The organism is Rhizobium sp. CB2179, from assembly GCF_057653455.1.
The window spans coordinates 3,237,051-3,255,171 of sequence record NZ_CM172781.1 but is presented as its reverse complement, the minus strand read 5'-3'; the positions used below and the strand labels follow the sequence as shown (position 1 = coordinate 3,255,171).

Sequence of the window (18,121 nt, the reverse complement as noted above, 5' to 3'; positions counted from 1 at the left end):
CGTGGGCCGGTCCTTTCCGCAGTGCGCGGAAAGGACCGTTTTCCCTTACTCTTTCATCGACAGCCAGCGGGTGCGGTGGATGTCTTGGATGTTGTCGACGAAGCCTTCGATCTTCGGCGAAACGACGTTCTTCGAGACATAGTAGTAGATCGGCAGGGCGGCGGATTCATCCAGCGCCAGCTGTTCGGCCTTCTTGAAGATCGCGGCACGCTTGGTGAGATCCGTCTCGGCGTTGCCTTCCTTGATCATCTTGTCGTACTCGGGATTCGACCAGCGGCCGTAGTTCATCTGCACGCCTGTCACCAGGAGGTTCAGGAAATTATCAGGGTCGTTGTAGTCGGCGAGCCAGCCGGCGCGGCCGATTTCGACTTGACCACGCTGCATCTGGTCGTAATGCACTTTGGTTTCGGCATTGACGAGTTCGACATCGACGCCAAGCGGCTTCCACATGGATGCGATGGCGACGGCGATGCGCTTGTGGTTGTCGTTGGTGTTGTAGCTCAGCACGGCGTGAAGCGGCTTGTCGGGGCCGAAACCGGCTTCGGTCAGGAGCTTCTTGGCTTCGGCGACCTTCTCGCTGTAGGGCAGGTCCTTCCAGCTAACATAGGCCGGTTCGCCGTAATTCGCCGTGCCCGGCGGAACCCAGGAATAGGCCGGCAGTTCGCCGGTGCCGAGGATCTGCGGGCCGATGACCTCGCGGTTGATCGCCATGGAGAGAGCCTGGCGGACGCGCTTGTCGCTGAAGGGCGGTTTCTGCGAGTTGACGACGTAATAATAGAGGCCAGAGAAGGGGGCGACATGCGCCTGGCCCGGCAGGTTTTTCTTCATCCACTCGTATTGGTCGGTTGGGAAGTCGGTGAGGATGTCGAATTCGCCGGCGCGGTAGCGTTTCAGCGCGGCTTCCTGGTCTTCGAGCACGAAGAACTTCGCTCCGTCGATCTTCAGGTCTTTGGTGTCATACCACTGATCGTTCTTGACTGTCGTGACATGCGAGCCCGGAACCCATTCGACGGGCTTGTAGGGGCCGTTGGTGACGATGTTGCCGATCTTGACCCAATCCTGCCCCTTCGCCTCGACGACATGCTTCGGCAGCGGATAGGCGGTGTAGTGCATCAGGGCATTGAGGAAATAAGGGGTGGAGTTTTCGAGGGTGATTTCGAGCGTCTTGTCGTCGATCGCCTTGACGCCGAGCTGGTTGAGATCGGTGATCTCACCCTTGTTGATCTTTTCCGCGTTCTTGATGGTGAACTGGAGATAAGCGTAGTCGGCGGCGTTCTTAGGGTCGACGAGGCGCTGGAAGGCGAAGACGAAGTCTCCTGCCGTTACCGGCTGGCCATCGGACCACTTGATGCCGTCGCGAAGCTTGAAGGTGTAGACCTTGCCGTCAGGCGAAATTGTCCAGCTTTCAGCCTGGCCGGGGATCGGATTATCCTTGGCGTCCTCAGTGACGAGGCCTTCAAAAATGTCGCCGGCGATGCGGTTCTCCCAGTCGCCGGAAAGCTTCTGCGGATCGAGCGACTGCGGGTCGCCACCATTGTGAATGTTGAGCGTGGCCGCGTGGGCCGAAAACGCCAGCAATGTGCCAAGCATTGCAGAGGCGAGAAATTTTTTCGCGAAATGGTTCATGGTGGGTCCACCTTTCTAGGCTTTTCGCCTTTATTAGACATTTGTTCCCGGTGTTTGACCTCTTACGTGCAGGTCAGCGCGCACATTATCGCAAAGGCTTTGCGTTGCAACCCCAAATCCGGAGGGTGGATTCGGGTTGTGGACAAGCCTATGTACGTCTCCCCCTTGTCGGATCGCGACGATGCGTCGCGGCGTTTCGCAACGCCTTCATAACCGCTTCACATGGTTGTCTTTTGTTTCGTCCGCTTTAGTGTGGCGAGCGCAAACGAGGCAGGAGATGTAGCCGATGGCATTGCAGGCAGGCGGGAGTGCGGACTGGTGGCGCGGCGCGGTGATCTATCAAGTCTATCCGCGCTCGTTTCAGGACACCAACAGCGATGGTCTCGGCGATCTCAGGGGAATTACCCGCCGGCTGCCGCATATTGCCAGCCTCGGCGTCGACGCGATCTGGCTCTCGCCCTTCTTCAAGTCGCCGATGGCCGACATGGGCTACGACGTTTCCGATTATTGCGACGTCGATCCGATCTTCGGGACACTCGCCGATTTCGACGAGATGATGGCCGAGGCGCACAAGCTCGGCATCAAGGTTGTTATCGACCAGGTGATCTCGCACACCTCCGACCGGCATCCCTGGTTCGTCGAGAGCCGATCGAGCCGGACCAATCCCAAGGCGGATTGGTATGTCTGGGCCGATCCGAAGCCTGACGGCACGGCGCCGAACAACTGGCTGTCGATCTTCGGCGGGCCGGGCTGGGAATGGGATGGCGTGCGCCGGCAATATTACCAGCATAATTTCCTGACCTCGCAGCCGGATCTCAACTTCCACAGCGAGGCCGTGCAGGATGCGGTGCTGGAGACGGTGAAGTTCTGGCTCGACCGCGGCGTCGACGGCTTCCGCCTGGATACGGTCAACTATTATTTCTGCGACAAGCTGCTCAGGAGCAATCCGCCGCACGAGCCGGATGAGGATGACGCAGGCCTCGATGCGCCCGACAGCAATCCCTACGGCATGCAGAACCACCTCTATGACAAGACGCAGCCGGAAAATGTCGATTTCCTCAAACGCTTCCGGGCGCTGCTCAACCAGTACGAGGATCGCACGACCGTCGGCGAAGTCGGCGATGGGGCGCGTTCGCTGAAGACGGTTGGCGCCTATACGAGTGGCGGCGACAAGCTGCACATGTGCTACACATTTGATCTGCTGGGGCCGGAATTCACCGCCGAGCATATTCGCGGCTGCGTCGAGGCCTTCCAGAAAGCAGTCACGGACGGCTGGGTCTGCTGGGCTTTTTCCAACCACGACGTCATGCGCCATGTCAGCCGTTTTGCGCGGACGGAGGAAGAGCGGCCTGTCATCGCCAAGCTGGCGATCTCGGTGCTTGCGGCACTACGTGGCTCGATCTGCCTCTATCAAGGCGAGGAACTCGGCCTGCCCGAGGCGGAGCTCGCCTTCGAGGATCTGCGCGATCCCTACGGCATCCGCTTCTGGCCGGCCTTCAAGGGCCGCGACGGATGCCGCACGCCGATGCCCTGGGAAGCCGGCAAGGCGCATGCGGGCTTCACGTCGGCCGAGAAGAGCTGGCTGCCGGTACCTTACGAGCAGGCAGCGCTTTCCGTGGATACGCAGGAGACGAGCGACAGCTCGGTGCTGCATCACTACCGCAGGACGCTCGCATTCCGGAGGAGCCACCTGGCGCTGATCGACGGCGAGATGACCTTCATCGGCACCAACCAGGATCTGCTCGCCTTCACCCGCGAAAAGGGCGGAGAAAAACTGCTCTTCATTTTCAACCTGACGCGCAAACCGGCGGAATTCCGCCTGCCTGACGGCATCGTGCTCGGGGAACCGCTTGCGATGCCGGGCTTCGAGGCGGTGGCTGACGCGGGATTGGTGAAGCTTGCGGCGTTGGATGGGTTTTGTGCGCGGGTTTGACGCTCGACTGAAAGGCGACTGTTGAGGTTGTCCGCCGCGGAGCCAGCCGTTTTTCAATCGCGTCACCCGATGAGCGCGAACTTGTCGACATCAACCATGCCGCGGTCGGATATTTTCAGGTGCGGGATGACCGGCAGCGGCAAGAAAGCGAGCTGGAGGAAGGGTTCTTCCAGCGTGGCGCCGAGCGCCAAGGCGGCTTTGCGCAGTTGGTGGAGCGTATCGCGGACCGTCTCATAGGGTTCGAGGCTCATCAAGCCGGCGATGGGCAGGGCGATTTCGCCGGTGACCTTGCCGTCTTCGACGACAACGAAGCCGCCCTTGATCTCGCCGAGGCGGTTTGCGGCGCGCGCCATGTCGTCCTCGTTGACGCCGACGACGCAGATATTGTGGCTGTCATGGCCGACGGTCGAGGCGATCGCACCCTTCTTCAGGCCGAAGCCCTGGACGAAGCCGTTGGCATGGTTGCCGTTCTTGCCGTGGCGCTCGATGACGGCGACCTTGATGATATCATTCGCAAGATCGACTGTCGCCTCGTTGCCCCTGACGGGCAGGCGATAGCGGCGATGCTCGGTGATGATCCTGCCCGGGATGACGCCGATGACAGGCGTCTCGCCTTCGGCGACCGGGACGCCGAAATGGGCGGCGTTGACGGGACGGGCCTTGACGCTGTCGAGGCCGATCGGGGCAACCGGCCTGCGCGAGGAAAAGAGCGCATCGGTGACGCGGCGGCCGGCGGAAAAGACCATGTCGGCGCGGCAGTTTTCCAGGCTGTCGAGCACCACCAGATCGGCGCGCCAGCCGGGCGCGACCAGGCCGCGGTCCCTCAGACCGAAGGCGCGGGCGGCCGAAATCGAGGCGGCGCGATAGACCGCGAGGGGCTCGACGCCGCTTGCGATCGCTGTGCGGATCATATGATCGAGATGGCCCTGTTCGGCGATATCGAGCGGATTGCGGTCGTCGGTGCAAAGCGCGAGGAAGGGTGAGAGCCGCTCGGTGATAATGGGTATCAGCGCCGCGAGATCCTTGGATACCGAACCCTCGCGCACGAGGATGTGCATGCCCTTGCGGATCTTTTCCATCGCTTCGGCGGCGGTCGTGCATTCGTGCTCGGTGCGGATGCCGGCCGAGAGGTAACCGTTGAGGTCGTTGCCTGAGAGCAGCGGCGCGTGACCGTCGATATGGCCGCCCTGGAAGGCATCGAGCTTGGCCATGCAGACGGGATCCTTGTGGATGACGCCGGGGAAATTCATGAATTCGGCAAGGCCGATGACCTTCGGATGGTGGCGGTAGGGCAGGAGGCTTTCGATCGGCAGGTCGGCGCCGGAGGTTTCGAGATGTGTCGCCGGAACGCAGGAAGAGAGCTGGACGCGGATGTCCATGATCGTCTCCAGCGCGGATTCAACAAAGAATTCGATGCCGGCGGTTCCGAGCACATTGGCGATTTCGTGCGGATCGCAGATGGCGGTGGTGACACCATAGGGCAGAACGCAGCGATCGAATTCATGCGGGGTCACCAGCGAAGATTCGATATGCAGATGCGTATCGATGAAGCCGGGAACGACGATCCTGCCCGAGATGTCGATCTCGGTTTCGCCCTCATAATTGCCTGAGGTGCCGACGATGCGATCGGCGCCGATGGCAATGTCCGACTGGACGAGTTCGCCGGTGACGAGATCGAAGAAGCAGCCGCCCTTCAGCACGATATCGGCCGGCACACGGCCAACGCCCTGATCGATGAGACGTTCGAGCTTCGTGGTCATGGATTGCTACCTCTTCGATTGTTTTTCTGCCGCTGATGCCGAACTGATGCTGGAAACATTTGGATTGTATTTCCCGCTGCTTTTGCCTCGGTGGCAGCAGTGCTAGTGAAGCGAGAATACAGATGTCGTTTTCCAACTCAAGGTCATGATATGAAAGCAATTATTTCGGCGGCCTGCGCAGCAGTTTTTCTGTTGAGCGGCTGTGTGAACAACTCTGCGGTACTCACGACCGACAAGCACGGGAAGGTCAGTCAGATCATTCTCAAAAAATCGACCGGAAGTGTCGCTTCCGATGAAAATCTTAAGCGCGTCGTGGTCGCCAGTTTCTACGCGCGGATTTCAAATCCAACACCCAATCGGACGTATGTTCAACCGATGGTACTTATCGAACACCCGACAGTGGAAAGCTATCTGCGTGAGGATAAGAGGACGCGGGATTGACCGGCAGCCCATCTCTCAAAATACAAATCGGGCGCCGTGAGGCGCCCGATCCTGTTTCTCTATATCCGTCAATTACTCGGCGGCGACGATCTTGCCGGCTTCCCACTTGTAGAGCGAGAAGCTCTGCGAGGTCAGGTCGCCGGTCTCGCCGTAGGTGACCTTGCCGATGGCGGTCGGGATTTCTTCGCCGCCCTTCAGCGCGGCCGCGACGGCTTCCGCATCCTCGGCGCTGCCGGCCTTCTCGATGCCGGCCTTCAGCACTTCGACGGCGGCATAAGCGTTCAGCGTGAAGGCCTCGGCCGGGATGTTCTTGGCGGCGAGCGCGCCGGCTGCGGCCTTGGAATCCGGGCTCTTGGTGGCGTCCGAAGCGTTGGTGAAGATCGTGCCTCCTGCCGCATCCGTGCCGATTGCCCAGAATTCGGTGTTGGAGAGTCCGTCGCCGCCGATGATCGTCGCGTTGGCGGCGAGGTCATGCAGCTGGCGGGCGAGCAGCCCGCCTTCCGGATGGTAGCCGCCGAAATAGACCACGTCGACCTTCTCGGACTTGATGCGGGTGGTGAGCGCGCTGAAATCCTTGTCGCCAGGCGTGATCGCGTCATTGACGACTTCGGTGATGCCGCCGGCGTTCAGCGTCGCCTTGAAGGCATCGGCGAGGCCCTTGCCGTAGGCGCCCTTGTCGTTGACGATGGCGACGCGCTTGTCCTTGAAATTCTTCAGCACATATTTGGCGGCGACTTCGGCCTGCTGGTCGTCGCGGCCGCAGGTGCGCAGCACATTGGTGAGACCACGCTTGGTGAGGTCGGGGGCCGTCGCGGTCGGGGTAACCATCAGCACGCCGTTTTCAGCAAGCACGTCCGAAACGGGAATGGCGACGCCCGAGGTTACCGGGCCGACGACGAAGCGGATGCCGTCGCCGACGACCTTGTTGGCGGCGGAAACGCCCTGCTTCGGTTCGCCGGCATCGTCGGCCAGTTCGAGAACGACCTTCTCGCCGAGAATCCCACCCTTCTTGTTGATCTCGTCGACGGCGGTCTGAGCGCCGTTCTTCACCTGGTCGCCATAGGCGGCGACGGGGCCGGTCAACGGCGCGATCAGGCCGATGGTGATATCGGCATGGGCAAGCGGCGCAAAGGCGAGTGACGCGACGAGGGTCGCCGTCAATGTCTTGAGGATCATTGTCTGTCTCCTTGGATGGGGTCATTCGACCCGCGATGAAGCGTCGCGCCGGCTTTTCCGGATCGTTCAACGGCCCCCAGGCCGTGCCAAGGACGATCGATATCGGCGCGATCGATGCGCCCTCCGGCCATATTTGGCTCAAATGGGCGCAACGGCAAGATTTCTAGGAATTTTGGTGAGATTCCGCAAGTTGATAACAAAATGAAACGAAAATCGAGCCGATCCGGCATGAAATCGTCCCGGAATCGTCGATCCTGGCGCTGTTTGCCGATTTCTAGAGGGTGCGGTACCCCCTGGCATCAGCGCGGATCGCTGATAGACCTGCTGAATTTCGGGGAACGTCCTCGTCTTTCTGAATATTCGAATTCCGTTTTGAGATTAACACTTGATTCTACCAATTAGAGTAGAACCATTGTTCGTGCATATATTGCTGCGATGCAAAAGAGCGGTCGATAATAAACAGAGAGATATTTCGGGAACTGAGATCTGGATGCTCAAGCGTATCGAAGCCAGGCGGGTGCGCAACGGAATGTTTGTGGAGGCGATCGAGGGTGCATGGCAGGATCCTTTTCTGTCCAAGCGAAGATTTCTGCTGCGGCGTGAAGCCGATGCCCTGAAACTTCGCAAGAGCGGTATTGAAGGTGTTATCATCAACACCAGCAGAGGCCTGGACATTGACGGCCTGCCAGGCGGCAATATCGAGATCGACACCCAGGCGGCACGCGAGACCATCCAGAAATCCGTGCAGGTACTGGAAAGCGTTTTCGGCCGGCTCCAGCATGGCGATGGGATCAGCGTCGATCAGGTGGCGCCGGTGATTTCCTCAGTCTCCAAGTCGATGGATGACAATCCCACTGTCTTTCTCAGCGTTACGCGTCTGAAATCCAAGGACGAAGTGACGTTTCTGCATTCCCTTTCGGTGAGTGCGCTGATGATCCTTTTCGGCCGTCATCTCGGACTTGACGAGGCTACAGTGCAGACGCTCGGCACAGCAGGATTGCTGCACGACGTCGGCAAGCTCGAAATTCCGCTTGAGATACTCAACAAGGAAGGGCGTCTTGACGAGGACGAGATCAAGATGATCCGCGATCACCCCGAAAAGGGGCATGCAATCCTGTCACGCCAGGAAGGCATGTCGGAGATCGTACTCGACGTATGCCTCAACCATCATGAACGTATCGACGGCAAGGGCTATCCTCGCAGGCTTTCCGAGACGCAGGTCAGCTTCCATGCCCGTCTTGCTGCGATTTGCGACGTCTATGACGCCGTGACCTCCGTGCGGCCGTACAAGGCGCCATGGAGCGCGAGCCAAGCACTGAAGTGGATGCTTGGCAGCGAAGGGCAATTCGATCGCCGGCTGGTGAAGAAATTCGCCCTCTGCCTTTCCGTCGCCGCCGTGAGCTGAGGCCTATCGGTCTTCCCAACAAAAGGGCCTGGATGGATTTACAGCGCCGCGCGTCTTTTCAGACGCGAAAAGGACGCTGTAACACTTTGAATTGCCGCATAATTTTCTCCTTAAATCGGTTCCGATTTGAGGAATTATGCAGGCGGTCCGCCGCAGGCCATGATGCCTGAAGACTTCAGAGCTTTCTCAAATGTTGTTCTGCAGGATGGCCCGCAGCTTGCCGAAGAGCTCGTCGATGTGGTGCTTCTCGATGATCAGCGGCGGGGAGAGTGCGATGATATCGCCGGTGGTGCGGATCAGCAGGCCGCTTTCATAGGCTTTCAGGAAAGCGGTGAAGGCGCGCTTGGTGGGCTCGCCGGCGATCGGGTCGAGTTCGATCGCGCCGATCAGGCCGGTGTTCCTGATGTCGATGACATTGGGGCAGTCCTTCAGCGAATGCAGCGCGTCGGCCCAGTAGTCGGAAAGCTCGGCGGCGCGTGTCAGCAGGCCCTCCTCCTTGTAGGTGTCGAGCGTGGCGAGGGCCGCGGCGGAGGCGATCGGGTTGCCGGAATAGGTGTAGCCGTGGAAGAACTCGATCATATGCTCCGGGCCGTTCATGAAGGCATCATGAATCTCGGAGGTGACGAAGACGGCGCCCATCGGGATGACGCCATTGGTCAGTCCTTTGGCGGCAGTGATCATGTCAGGCTTGACGTCGTAATATTGCGCGGCAAAGGGGGCGCCGAGGCGGCCGAAGCCGGTAATGACCTCGTCGAAGATCAGAAGGATGCCGTGTTTGGTGCAGATCTCGCGCAGCTTCTGCAGGTAGCCCTTCGGCGGGATCAAGACGCCGGTGGAGCCCGCCACCGGCTCGACGATGACGGCGGCGACGGTGGAAGCGTCATGCAGGGTGACGATACGCTCGAGTTCGGTGGCGATGTCGCCGCCATGCTCGGGCTCGCCGCGGGTGAAGTTGTTCTTGCCGGGCTGGTGGGTGTGCGGCATGTGATCAACGCCGGTCAGAAGCGTGCCGAACATCTTGCGGTTGGTGACGATGCCGCCTACGGAGATGCCGCCGAAATTAACGCCGTGATAGCCGCGCTCGCGGCCGATCAGGCGGAAGCGTGATCCATTGCCCTTCACGCGATGATAGGCGAGCGCCACCTTGAGCGCGGTCTCGACGGATTCGGAACCGGAGTTGGTATAAAGAACGTGGTTCAGGCCTTCCGGGGCGATGTCGACCAGGCGGTTTGCCAGTTCGAAGGCCTTGGGATGGCCGAGCTGGAAGGCCGGCGCGTAATCGAGCTCGCCGGCCTGCTCGCGGATCGCCTCGGTGATCTTCGGGCGGCAGTGGCCGGCATTGACGCACCAAAGGCCGGCCGTGCCGTCCAGCACCTGACGGCCGTCATGGGTCGTGTAGTACATGTCCTTGGCGCCGACGAACAAACGCGGCTCCTTCTTGAACTGGCGATTTGCCGTAAACGGCATCCAGAAGGCGCGAAGATCGTTTGGTGCGTTGAGGCGATTGGACATGCTGTTCTCCTGGCCGCTGACGGCCCTTTCCCGGGGGCCTTACGCCCATATTTTTACTGCCCGGTCAAATTATCAGGGCTTCCCAAGGCGTCAACGGGAAAAGTCCCGAAAGCTCCCCTGACAGGAGGCTCAAGCTGCTTCGATCGATCACGGGGCGAGCGCTTCAGCGCGGTCGGGCTGCAGTTCCTTGCCTGCGGCGAAAGGAGCAGAAAGGCCAGGCCTTCAAAGGCACGACCGGCAAATCGCAAATTTGCCGGTCGTGCCATAAGGTTCAGGTGCTGAAATATCGCTGCCAAGCCTCCGGGAACATCCCCTTGCAGCGCGGCATCGGCCGACATTCATGTCAGCGCTATCATCAGGCGGCGGATCTATTCCGGTTCTGCACGAGGTAAATGTCTTCGAGCGTTGCCAGGATCTTCATGACTGGCTCGGAGGTGCTCGAGTAATAAATGGTCTGTGCGTCTCTGCGGGTCTTGACCAGCTTTTGAGCGCGCAGTTTCGACAGGTGCTGAGAGAGAGCCGACTGGCTGAGCCCGACCTGCGTCGCAAGCACGCCGACGGCCACTTCGCCCTTCACGAGGCTACACAGGATCAGCAATCTCTTCGGGTTTGCCATGGCCGACAATAAAGCTGCCGCCACGCTCGTGTGGTCGGCCAAATCAGAGGTTTCCATATGTTATCTTCCTAATGCAAAACGTACATCAAGCGTGTTGGCGGCCGCCAGCCGGGATTTTGACTGACACCAAAAACTAGCAACTGGGCTCGAAGATTGTATATACCTAAATTTAAGGTATCGAGTATGCTATTTTAGACATGTTTGAACAAATGTGATCGGTATCCACAGCGAGGGTTTCGAACTCGTATCGCAGCAGCAAATCGCCGGAAATCATGTCGAAACCTGAGGAATCGATACCACAAATGCGCCAAGAGCCGGATTCCGGCGCCTTTAGCCTGATAGCGAGGCTTTCCTCGACGTCGGGGTGGCGTTCTACTAAATCTCGCACTGCTTCTGCCGCCCCGACGGCAATCGCCTCATTCGCGGCCGACTGGATTACGAGATCGTTCCCATCCAGCTGGTAGGCGCGGCCGAAGCCGCCATTGAGGCTGGCCTGCTCAGGCTTGAGACGGAAGAATAGGAAATCAGGAAAGTCGATATAAAGCTTCGCCTTAGTGTGGCGAGCGAGAAAACGCATGTGGATCCGCGCGTAGCATGGATTGCTGCGCTCGACGGATTCTGCTCTGCACTGGGTCGTCAGACGAGGATAGGCGAGGGGATCGCCCTTGCCGGGCTCGCCAGTCAGGAGCGAGGCGCGCGGGTCGCTGGCGAGCGCCCTGGTATGGGCCGACAGCTGCGAAACCAGGATAACGGGGGTGCCGTCGATATCGGTGGCGACGAGCACGCGGCTGGCGAAGGGAAAGCCGGTCTCTGGGTCGAGAACGGCAATCGCCGCGTATCGTGCGGTGCGCAGAAGCACGCGGGCAAGCTTGCGGGCATCGTCGTCGGTTTCGCGTAAGGGCGAGGGCTGATCTTTCATATCCGCCTTGTGACAAAGCGGATGGAAAACATCAAGCTTCCTCCTTGCGGCGATGGCGGGTGAGGCCGGCAACGATATCCTGAGCCGAGATGGTGCCGACGATCGCGCCGTTTTCGACGATGCCGATACTGCCCGGCTGGCGGGCAAGGGCATCGAGGATATCGATGAGCGGGGTCGCGGCGCGGGCCGTGGCGCTGACGCTCATGCCGGCGGCAGTCTGACCGAGGCCTGGCTGCATGACGTCGGCCGCCGTCAGCATGTTGATCGGATTGAGGTTCTGCACGAAGTCGGCGACATACTGGTCTGCGGGGTTCTTGACGATGTCGTGCGGCGTCCCACACTGGATGATGCGGCCGCTCTCCATGATGGCGATGCGATTGCCGATGCGGAAGGCCTCGTCGAGATCGTGGCTGACGAAGAGGATGGTCTTCTTTAGCCGCCGCTGGAACTCCAGGAGCTCGTCCTGCAAACGGGTGCGGATCAATGGGTCGAGCGCCGAGAACGGCTCGTCCATGAGCAGGATCGGGGCGCCGGTGGCAAAGGCGCGTGCAAGGCCGACACGCTGCTGCATGCCGCCCGAAAGCTCGTTGACCTTGCGGCCTGCCCATTTTGTCAGGTTGACCAGTTCAAGCTGCTCGCCGACGCGGAGCTTGCGTTCGGCTTCCGGCATGCCGGCGAGTTCGAGGCCGAAGCCGACATTGTCGGCGACGGTGCGCCAAGGCAAAAGGGCGAACTGCTGGAACACCATGGAGACGGTGTGCGTGCGCAGATCGCGCAGAGCCTTGGCATTGCATCTGTAAGGGTTGACGGGGCCGGTGGTCGTGGAGACGGCGACATCGCCACGCACCACGGGAGCGAGCCCGTTGACGGCGCGCAGCAGCGTCGACTTGCCGGAGCCGGAAAGGCCCATCAGCACCAGGATCTCGCCTTCCTCGATCGTCAACGAAGCATCGGCGACGCCGAGCACCAAGCCGGTCGCGGCGCCGATTTCGTCGCGCGATTTGCCCTGATCGACCATGGCAAGCGCGGTTTCCGGCCGATCGCCGAAGACGATGCTGACATTGTTAAAGCTTACCGCGGTCATGCAGCGCCTCCTTCACCCGCCGTGCGGAACATCCGGTCGAGAATGATTGCCAGGATGACGATGCAGAAGCCCGCCTCGAAGCCCTTGGCGATATTGACGGTGTTCAGCGCACGGACGACGGGCACACCAAGCCCGGGAGCGCCGACAAGGGCGGCGATGACGACCATCGACAGCGATAGCATGATGGTCTGGGTGAGACCCGCCATGATCTGCGGCGTGGCGAAGGGAAGCTCGATTTTGCGCAAGACCTGTATCGGCGTCGCTCCAAACGCGACGGCGGCTTCGACGAGGGACGGCGGCGTCGAGATGATACCGAGGCGCGTCAGCCGGATCGGGGCGGGGATCGCGAAGATGACGGTGGCGATCAGGCCCGGCACCATGCCGAGGCCGAACAGGATGAGCGCCGGGATCAGATAGACGAATGTTGGTATGGTCTGCATGAGATCGAGTATCGGGCGCATGGCAGCATAGACCCAAGGGCGGCGCGCGGCGGCAATGCCGAGCGGAATGCCGATCACCATACAGACGAAGGTGGCGGCGAGCACGAGGGCGAGAGTCTCCGTCGTTTCCTTCCAATAGTCCTGGTTGACGATCAGCAGCAGCCCGAGACAGGTGAAGACGGCGACTGCGATCGACCGGCGCAGCCAAAAGGCGATGGCGGTAATGGCCGCGATGACGATCAGCGGATGGGGCTTCTGCAGCACGAAGAGCAGGCCATCTATAGCGCTCGACAGCAGGAAGGCGATCTGGTTGAAGAACCACTCGCCGTTCGAGGTCAGCCAGTCCACGAAGGATTTGGCCCAGGGGCCAACGGGAATCTTAAATTCGGTGATCCAATTCAAGGGTGCGCCCATCCAGAAAAACAACAATCGGACAAAAATGAAGCGGGGCGGCGAGCCGCCCCGTTCGTATTATCAGAGGCCGAGGCCGGTCTTGGCGGCCGCGAGAGCCTCGCCGCTGCCGTCGCGGGTTTTGACGCCCGCGAGCCAGGGTTCGAGCGCTGCGGGGTTCGCCTTCAGCCATTCGGAAGCTGCAGCCTCCGGCTCCTTGCCGTCGTTGAGGATCTTGCCCATGATCTGGTTCTCCATGTCGAGGGAGAATTTCAGGTTCTTCAACATCATGCCGACATTCGGGCATTCGTCGAGATAACCGGCACGCACGTTGGTGAAGACCTTGGCGCCGCCGAAGTCGGGGCCGAACACTTTGTCCCCGCCTGTGAGGTAGGTCAGCTTGAAGTTGGTGTTCATCGGGTGGGGCTCCCAGCCGAGGAAAACAACGGGCTTGCCTGACTTGTCGGCACGCGCGACCTGGGCGAGCATGCCCTGTTCGGAGGATTCGACGACTTCCATATCCTTCAAGTCGAACTCGTTCTTCTCGATCATGTCCATGACGAGGCGGTTGCCGTCATTGCCGGGCTCGATGCCGTAGATCTTGCCGTCGAGATCGTCCTTGTGGGCGGCGATATCCTTGAAGTCCTTGATGCCGAGTTCCGCACCCTTGGCGTTGGTGGCGAGCGTGTACTTGGCGCCGACCAGGTTCGGGCCGAAGGATTCGACCGACTTGTCGTCGAGATAGGGACGAACGTCCTTCTCCTGCGTCTCCATCCAGTTGCCGAGGAAGACGTCGATGTCCTTGTTCTTCAGCGAGGTGTAGGTGACCGGCACGGAGAGAACCTTGACGTCGGTCTGATAGCCGATGCTCTTCAGGACGATGGATGCGGTGGCGGTGGTGGCGGTGATATCCGTCCAGCCGACGTCCGAGAAATGAACGCTGGAGCAGCTGTCGGGATCGGCGGCGAAGGCGGCGGTCGCAACGGAGAGGGCGGCGACGGCAGTTGCGGTAACGAGTTTGAACGTGCTTGTTGTTTTCATTTTAGACTCCCAGTCTTTAAGTTCCCAAGCCAACCATCAATAACCGAGTTTGACAAGCGACCTCAGTGCGTTTGCGCCGTATCGACCCATGCGATTGCGACGTCCGCGGATTTTTTCGCAATGCCTTGTTTCCGGGGCTTTCGGCGGTTTTCGAGCCGGATTCCTGTGATTATCGCTCCCTCAGGGCTTTTCTTTGCCATTCCAAGCTTTCAATAAGCCGATCAAGGAGAAATCGGATGGCAAAACTCTATTTCAACTACTCGACGATGAACGCCGGCAAGTCGACGATGCTGCTGCAGGCCTCCTATAATTACCAGGAGCGCGGCATGCGCACGGTGCAGCTGATCGCCGCCTTCGACGAGCGCGCCGGCCGAGGCGTCATCGGCTCGCGGATCGGCTTGGAGGCGAGCGCCATTCCCTTCGAGCCGCATGAAGATCTGTTTCGGTTGGTCGCGACGCTGAGCGGAGACGGAGCGCCGATTTCCTGCATCTTCGTCGACGAGGCGCATTTCATGACGCCTGTCCATGTCTGGCAGCTTGCCCGCGTCGTCGACAGGCTCGGTATCCCTGTGATGGTCTACGGGCTGAGAACCGATTTCCAGGGCAAGCTGTTTCCGGCCTCGCAGGAACTGCTGGCGATCGCCGACGAAATGCGCGAGGTGCGCACGATCTGCCATTGCGGGCGCAAGGCGACGATGGTTGTGCGGCTCGACGCGAAAGGAAAAGTATTGCACGAAGGCGCGCAGATCGATGTCGGCGGCAATGAGAAATATGTCTCGCTCTGCCGCAGGCACTGGGACGACGCGATGAACGGTGCCTGGATCGCCGAGCCGGTCTAAAGCCGGCGATGCTGCCTGTTTTCTTTGGCGCCGCAAGCGACTAGCTTGGGGGCAGGAGATTCCCTGGAGAGATCAGGTGCGCAAACCCCCGTCATTCGACAGCCAGTATGAAGCCGCAGGCAGCCTCGCCGAGAGGATTGCGGCCGAGGGGGCCTATTGCGTGGCTGCGATCAGCGCCTTCAGCGGCGACGAAACACGATCAGCCGACGAGGTCTTCCTCGAGCAGAATGCCCGCTTCCAGGCCCATATCGCCGATGCTGCGGCGCTCGACGCCCAACTGGCCGAGCTGGTCTTTTGCCTCGACCGGCTGACGGCCGAGGTTTCTGCCGATCTCGACAGTTTCCGGGGGCTGACGCTACGTGAGAAGATGGCCGGCTGGGTGTCGCGCCAGCGGATGTGGCGCATGTACACCGAACGCGTGCGCGAGGCGCCCGTCATCGAGCGGCTGCTCGATCTTTTGACGAAATCGGACGCGCTCGCCAGGCTGATCGCCAATCAGCGCGCCGCGCTTACCGAACGGCACAAGGCAGCCGAACTCAGCCTTGTCGATATCGTCGAGCAGCGGCGCCGGCTGGTCGTTTCCATCGATATCGCCCGCCTCAAGATGAAGGAGCTCAATGCCAAGGCGCTGACGACGCAGGGCCGTATCGGCGTCTATGGCAACAGGGCGCATTGGGAGCAGATGGAGGCGGAACGGCGGGCGCTGAAGGCGGAGGCCGAGCGGATTTCCGCCGGGGAGCACGAGATGCGCGACGACAGCCAGCGGCGTGAGCGCTTCATCGGCCTGTTCCAGACCTATGTCGATTCGCTGAACGGCCGGATCGCCGCCTGCAACGCGCTGTTGCGCAAGCTGTTGATCGACGTGGAGGAGCGGCTGATCATCTACCAGGCGCAGGTCGATACCGACCGGCCGGGCATGAAGGTGAGGATCAAGCCGGAATTGTTCCCCGATATCGCTGCGCCGATCAGGCTGTTCGAGAAGGGCATGCTGGTCGCCCAGGATCTGGAGCGGCGCAAGAGCCGTGCCGATCTCGAATTCGCTAGAAGGTTCCCGACCTATGCCGATCCGCCGCCGGAAACCTCGGGAGCGCCTCTGATCGATACGGCGCGCAGGTCCTTCCGTTTCAGCCGGCCTTTCCTGCGCTCCTGACCAGCAGGGCGCGGGCAATACCCCTCTCCCAATGCTTTCATTCTGGAAAATCGAAGGGTTCGTGTTGTGCTCGGCCCATCGAGCGCATATGTGGGATGCAGCGGGACGGCAATGTCCCGATGTTCGCCTCGCCTGACAGGAGACGACGATGCTTGACCGGATAGCCGGTTTTTTCAGGCTGATCGGCCAGACGATCGGCCGTTGGGCCCGCCTGTTTTCCGCCTGGGCCTTCTGGCCCTTTCTTGCCGCACACGGCTGGTATCAGCGCCGGAGCTGGATGATCCGGCTGCCGGTCATCGCGTTCGTGGCGCTGCTGGTCGTGCTCTATGGTTATTTCTTCTGGCAGACGCAGGTCTGGTCGAATTTCAACACCGCCTTTGTCGATCAGTACCGGCTTTCCGAACGCAAGGTTGCCGCCGGACAGGAAGTGCCGGTCGCCGAGGGCGCCAATGCGACGGCGCCGAAGACCTGCCAACGCTCGGCGATCGTTGACGTCGCGGCCGATCTGACCGATTTCAATGTCAACCAGAACGCATGGATCTCCTCCATGCTGCTCTACAAGATGGGCTTCTTCGGCATCGACTGGGATCACACGCCCTTTCTCGACAACAAGGCGTCGTTCCAGCGCGGCGTCAACCAGGCGGTCCGACGGACTTCGGCGGAGCTTGTCGATACGCTTGGGCGCGTGCGCGGCACGTCGGGCATCAACAATGACCTGCAGAGCGCGCGCGGCAATCTGCAGTTCGACGAAAACAGCTGGTATTTCGGGCTCAATCCCTTCGGGCCGAAGACGCCAACGCCTTCCTATTACCGCTCCGCGGTCGGCAGCCTGCGCAAGTTCAACACCGATCTCGCCCTCTGCAATGTCGTTTTCGACGGCCGCGCCGATAACCTCATGCAGTTCATCGACCGCATTGCCAACGATCTCGGCGGCACCTCCGACATGCTCGCCGAGCGCTCGGAAAACCACAATCGCGGTTGGTTCGACACCCGCGCCGACGACCGGTTCTGGTTCGCCTATGGCCAGCTCTATGCTTACTACGCCATCCTTACCGCCGCGCAGGCCGACTTCTCACAGGTGGTGCAAGAACGCAATCTCGGCGCGATCTGGGGCAGCACGACGCGGCAGTTCCAGGCCGCCCTGCGCATCCAGCCGGCGATCATCTCGAACGGTCGCGAGGATGGCTGGATCATGCCGAGCCATCTCGCCACCATGGGCTTCTATATTCTGAGGGTGCGCTCGAACCTCGTCGAGATCCGCTCGGTGCTCGACCGCTAAAACGTCTGGAGTCAACGGGGTATCGTGTTGTCCTCGAAGCCGACGACGCGCAGTTTCTCGACGAATTCATAGGTGATGCCGACGATGCCGCCGCCGCTTTCATCGTTTCGGAAGCGGCCGACGCTGCGCACCAGCTTGTGGCCGCCAAGCCGGTTGTCGACACGATAGACGAAATGGAAGCCGACGCCGTGAAGGCTCGCCTCTTCGAAGGTCTGAGCGATCAGACTGCGGTCCTCCTCGTGGATGCGCGACATCAGCTCTGTCAGGTTGACGGGGCCGTCGCTATAGGGGAGGCCGAAGATCGCGTGGACATCCTCGCTTGCAAAGAAATGTCCTGTCTCGATATCGATGCGCCAGAAGCCGAAAAGACGATAGGCAGCAAGCATCCGGACGACTTCCGCATCGGTGATGCCGATGTGGGCGCGGGATTGTTCTGTCTTGTCAATGACGGGCTGTTCGAAGTGAAGAGGCACGATTCCCCCAGATCATGGGACGACGTGCCGACTCTCT

General features: G+C 60.5%; 16 protein-coding genes. 6 read left to right on the top strand and 10 right to left on the bottom strand.

Annotation, left to right across the window (positions count from 1 at the left end; all coding sequences use genetic code 11):
- Positions 1–45 precede the first annotated feature (45 nt).
- A complete protein-coding gene (locus AC244Q_RS16290; RefSeq protein ID WP_011653015.1) occupies positions 46–1,626 on the bottom strand; it encodes a peptide ABC transporter substrate-binding protein in 1,581 nt (526 codons plus the stop codon).
- A 286-nt stretch (positions 1,627–1,912) separates the two neighbouring features.
- On the opposite strand from AC244Q_RS16290, the gene bglA reads away from it, so the two are divergent.
- The gene (bglA, locus tag AC244Q_RS16285; protein WP_012758513.1) at positions 1,913–3,559 is read left to right on the top strand and encodes a beta-galactosidase BglA; all 1,647 of its coding nucleotides are present in this window, start codon (positions 1,913–1,915) and stop codon (positions 3,557–3,559) included.
- Positions 3,560–3,621: 62 nt separating this feature from the next.
- On the opposite strand, the gene ade is transcribed toward bglA, so the two are convergent.
- Positions 3,622–5,319, bottom strand: coding sequence for an adenine deaminase (ade, locus tag AC244Q_RS16280; protein WP_128407439.1), 1,698 nt, complete (start codon positions 5,317–5,319; stop codon positions 3,622–3,624).
- Between the two features lie 150 nt (positions 5,320–5,469).
- Here ade and AC244Q_RS16275 point away from each other — a divergent pair, with 150 nt between their 5' ends.
- Positions 5,470–5,760: a hypothetical protein gene (locus AC244Q_RS16275; protein ID WP_012758511.1), complete on the top strand. Its 291-nt coding sequence runs from the start codon at positions 5,470–5,472 to the stop codon at positions 5,758–5,760.
- A gap of 72 nt (positions 5,761–5,832) precedes the next feature.
- Here AC244Q_RS16275 and AC244Q_RS16270 read toward each other — a convergent pair whose 3' ends face one another.
- Positions 5,833–6,936, bottom strand: a complete 1,104-nt coding sequence (locus tag AC244Q_RS16270) for a branched-chain amino acid ABC transporter substrate-binding protein (RefSeq protein WP_113548249.1) — start codon at positions 6,934–6,936, stop codon at positions 5,833–5,835.
- Between the two features lie 490 nt (positions 6,937–7,426).
- On the opposite strand from AC244Q_RS16270, the gene AC244Q_RS16265 reads away from it, so the two are divergent.
- Positions 7,427–8,341, top strand: a complete 915-nt coding sequence (locus AC244Q_RS16265) for an HD-GYP domain-containing protein (protein ID WP_012758509.1) — start codon at positions 7,427–7,429, stop codon at positions 8,339–8,341.
- A gap of 186 nt (positions 8,342–8,527) precedes the next feature.
- Here AC244Q_RS16265 and aptA read toward each other — a convergent pair whose 3' ends face one another.
- From aptA to AC244Q_RS16235, 6 genes are all read right to left on the bottom strand, one after another.
- Positions 8,528–9,853: an omega-aminotransferase AptA gene (gene aptA, locus AC244Q_RS16260; protein ID WP_012758508.1), complete on the bottom strand. Its 1,326-nt coding sequence runs from the start codon at positions 9,851–9,853 to the stop codon at positions 8,528–8,530.
- 355 nt (positions 9,854–10,208) lie between these two features.
- Positions 10,209–10,526, bottom strand: a complete 318-nt coding sequence (locus tag AC244Q_RS16255) for an ArsR/SmtB family transcription factor (protein WP_012758507.1) — start codon at positions 10,524–10,526, stop codon at positions 10,209–10,211.
- Between the two features lie 112 nt (positions 10,527–10,638).
- Positions 10,639–11,388 carry a HugZ family pyridoxamine 5'-phosphate oxidase gene (locus tag AC244Q_RS16250; RefSeq protein WP_128407441.1) on the bottom strand — a complete coding sequence of 250 codons (750 nt, stop codon included), beginning with the start codon at positions 11,386–11,388 and terminating at the stop codon, positions 10,639–10,641.
- A 31-nt stretch (positions 11,389–11,419) separates the two neighbouring features.
- The gene (gene choV / locus AC244Q_RS16245; RefSeq protein WP_113548248.1) at positions 11,420–12,472 is read right to left on the bottom strand and encodes a choline ABC transporter ATP-binding protein; all 1,053 of its coding nucleotides are present in this window, start codon (positions 12,470–12,472) and stop codon (positions 11,420–11,422) included.
- On the bottom strand, positions 12,469–13,314 hold the full coding sequence (choW, locus tag AC244Q_RS16240) for a choline ABC transporter permease subunit (RefSeq protein ID WP_017994845.1): 846 nt from the start codon (positions 13,312–13,314) through the stop codon (positions 12,469–12,471). The genes choV and choW overlap by 4 nt, the downstream gene beginning before the upstream one ends.
- 72 nt (positions 13,315–13,386) lie before the next feature.
- Positions 13,387–14,343 carry a choline ABC transporter substrate-binding protein gene (locus tag AC244Q_RS16235; protein ID WP_113548247.1) on the bottom strand — a complete coding sequence of 319 codons (957 nt, stop codon included), beginning with the start codon at positions 14,341–14,343 and terminating at the stop codon, positions 13,387–13,389.
- Between the two features lie 236 nt (positions 14,344–14,579).
- On the opposite strand from AC244Q_RS16235, the gene AC244Q_RS16230 reads away from it, so the two are divergent.
- The 3 genes from AC244Q_RS16230 to AC244Q_RS16220 all read left to right on the top strand — a co-directional run bounded on the left by AC244Q_RS16230 (position 14,580) and on the right by AC244Q_RS16220 (position 17,611).
- Positions 14,580–15,182, top strand: coding sequence for a thymidine kinase (locus AC244Q_RS16230; protein WP_012758502.1), 603 nt, complete (start codon positions 14,580–14,582; stop codon positions 15,180–15,182).
- Between the two features lie 76 nt (positions 15,183–15,258).
- Complete coding sequence (locus AC244Q_RS16225) at positions 15,259–16,332, top strand: hypothetical protein (RefSeq protein WP_113548246.1); 1,074 nt, start codon at positions 15,259–15,261, stop codon at positions 16,330–16,332.
- A 148-nt stretch (positions 16,333–16,480) separates the two neighbouring features.
- Positions 16,481–17,611, top strand: a complete 1,131-nt coding sequence (locus tag AC244Q_RS16220; RefSeq protein ID WP_012758500.1) for a DUF2333 family protein — start codon at positions 16,481–16,483, stop codon at positions 17,609–17,611.
- An 11-nt stretch (positions 17,612–17,622) separates the two neighbouring features.
- Here the strand turns inward: AC244Q_RS16220 and AC244Q_RS16215 are convergent, their stop codons facing one another.
- The gene (locus AC244Q_RS16215; RefSeq protein WP_012758499.1) at positions 17,623–18,084 is read right to left on the bottom strand and encodes a PAS domain-containing protein; all 462 of its coding nucleotides are present in this window, start codon (positions 18,082–18,084) and stop codon (positions 17,623–17,625) included.
- Positions 18,085–18,121 lie beyond the last annotated feature (37 nt).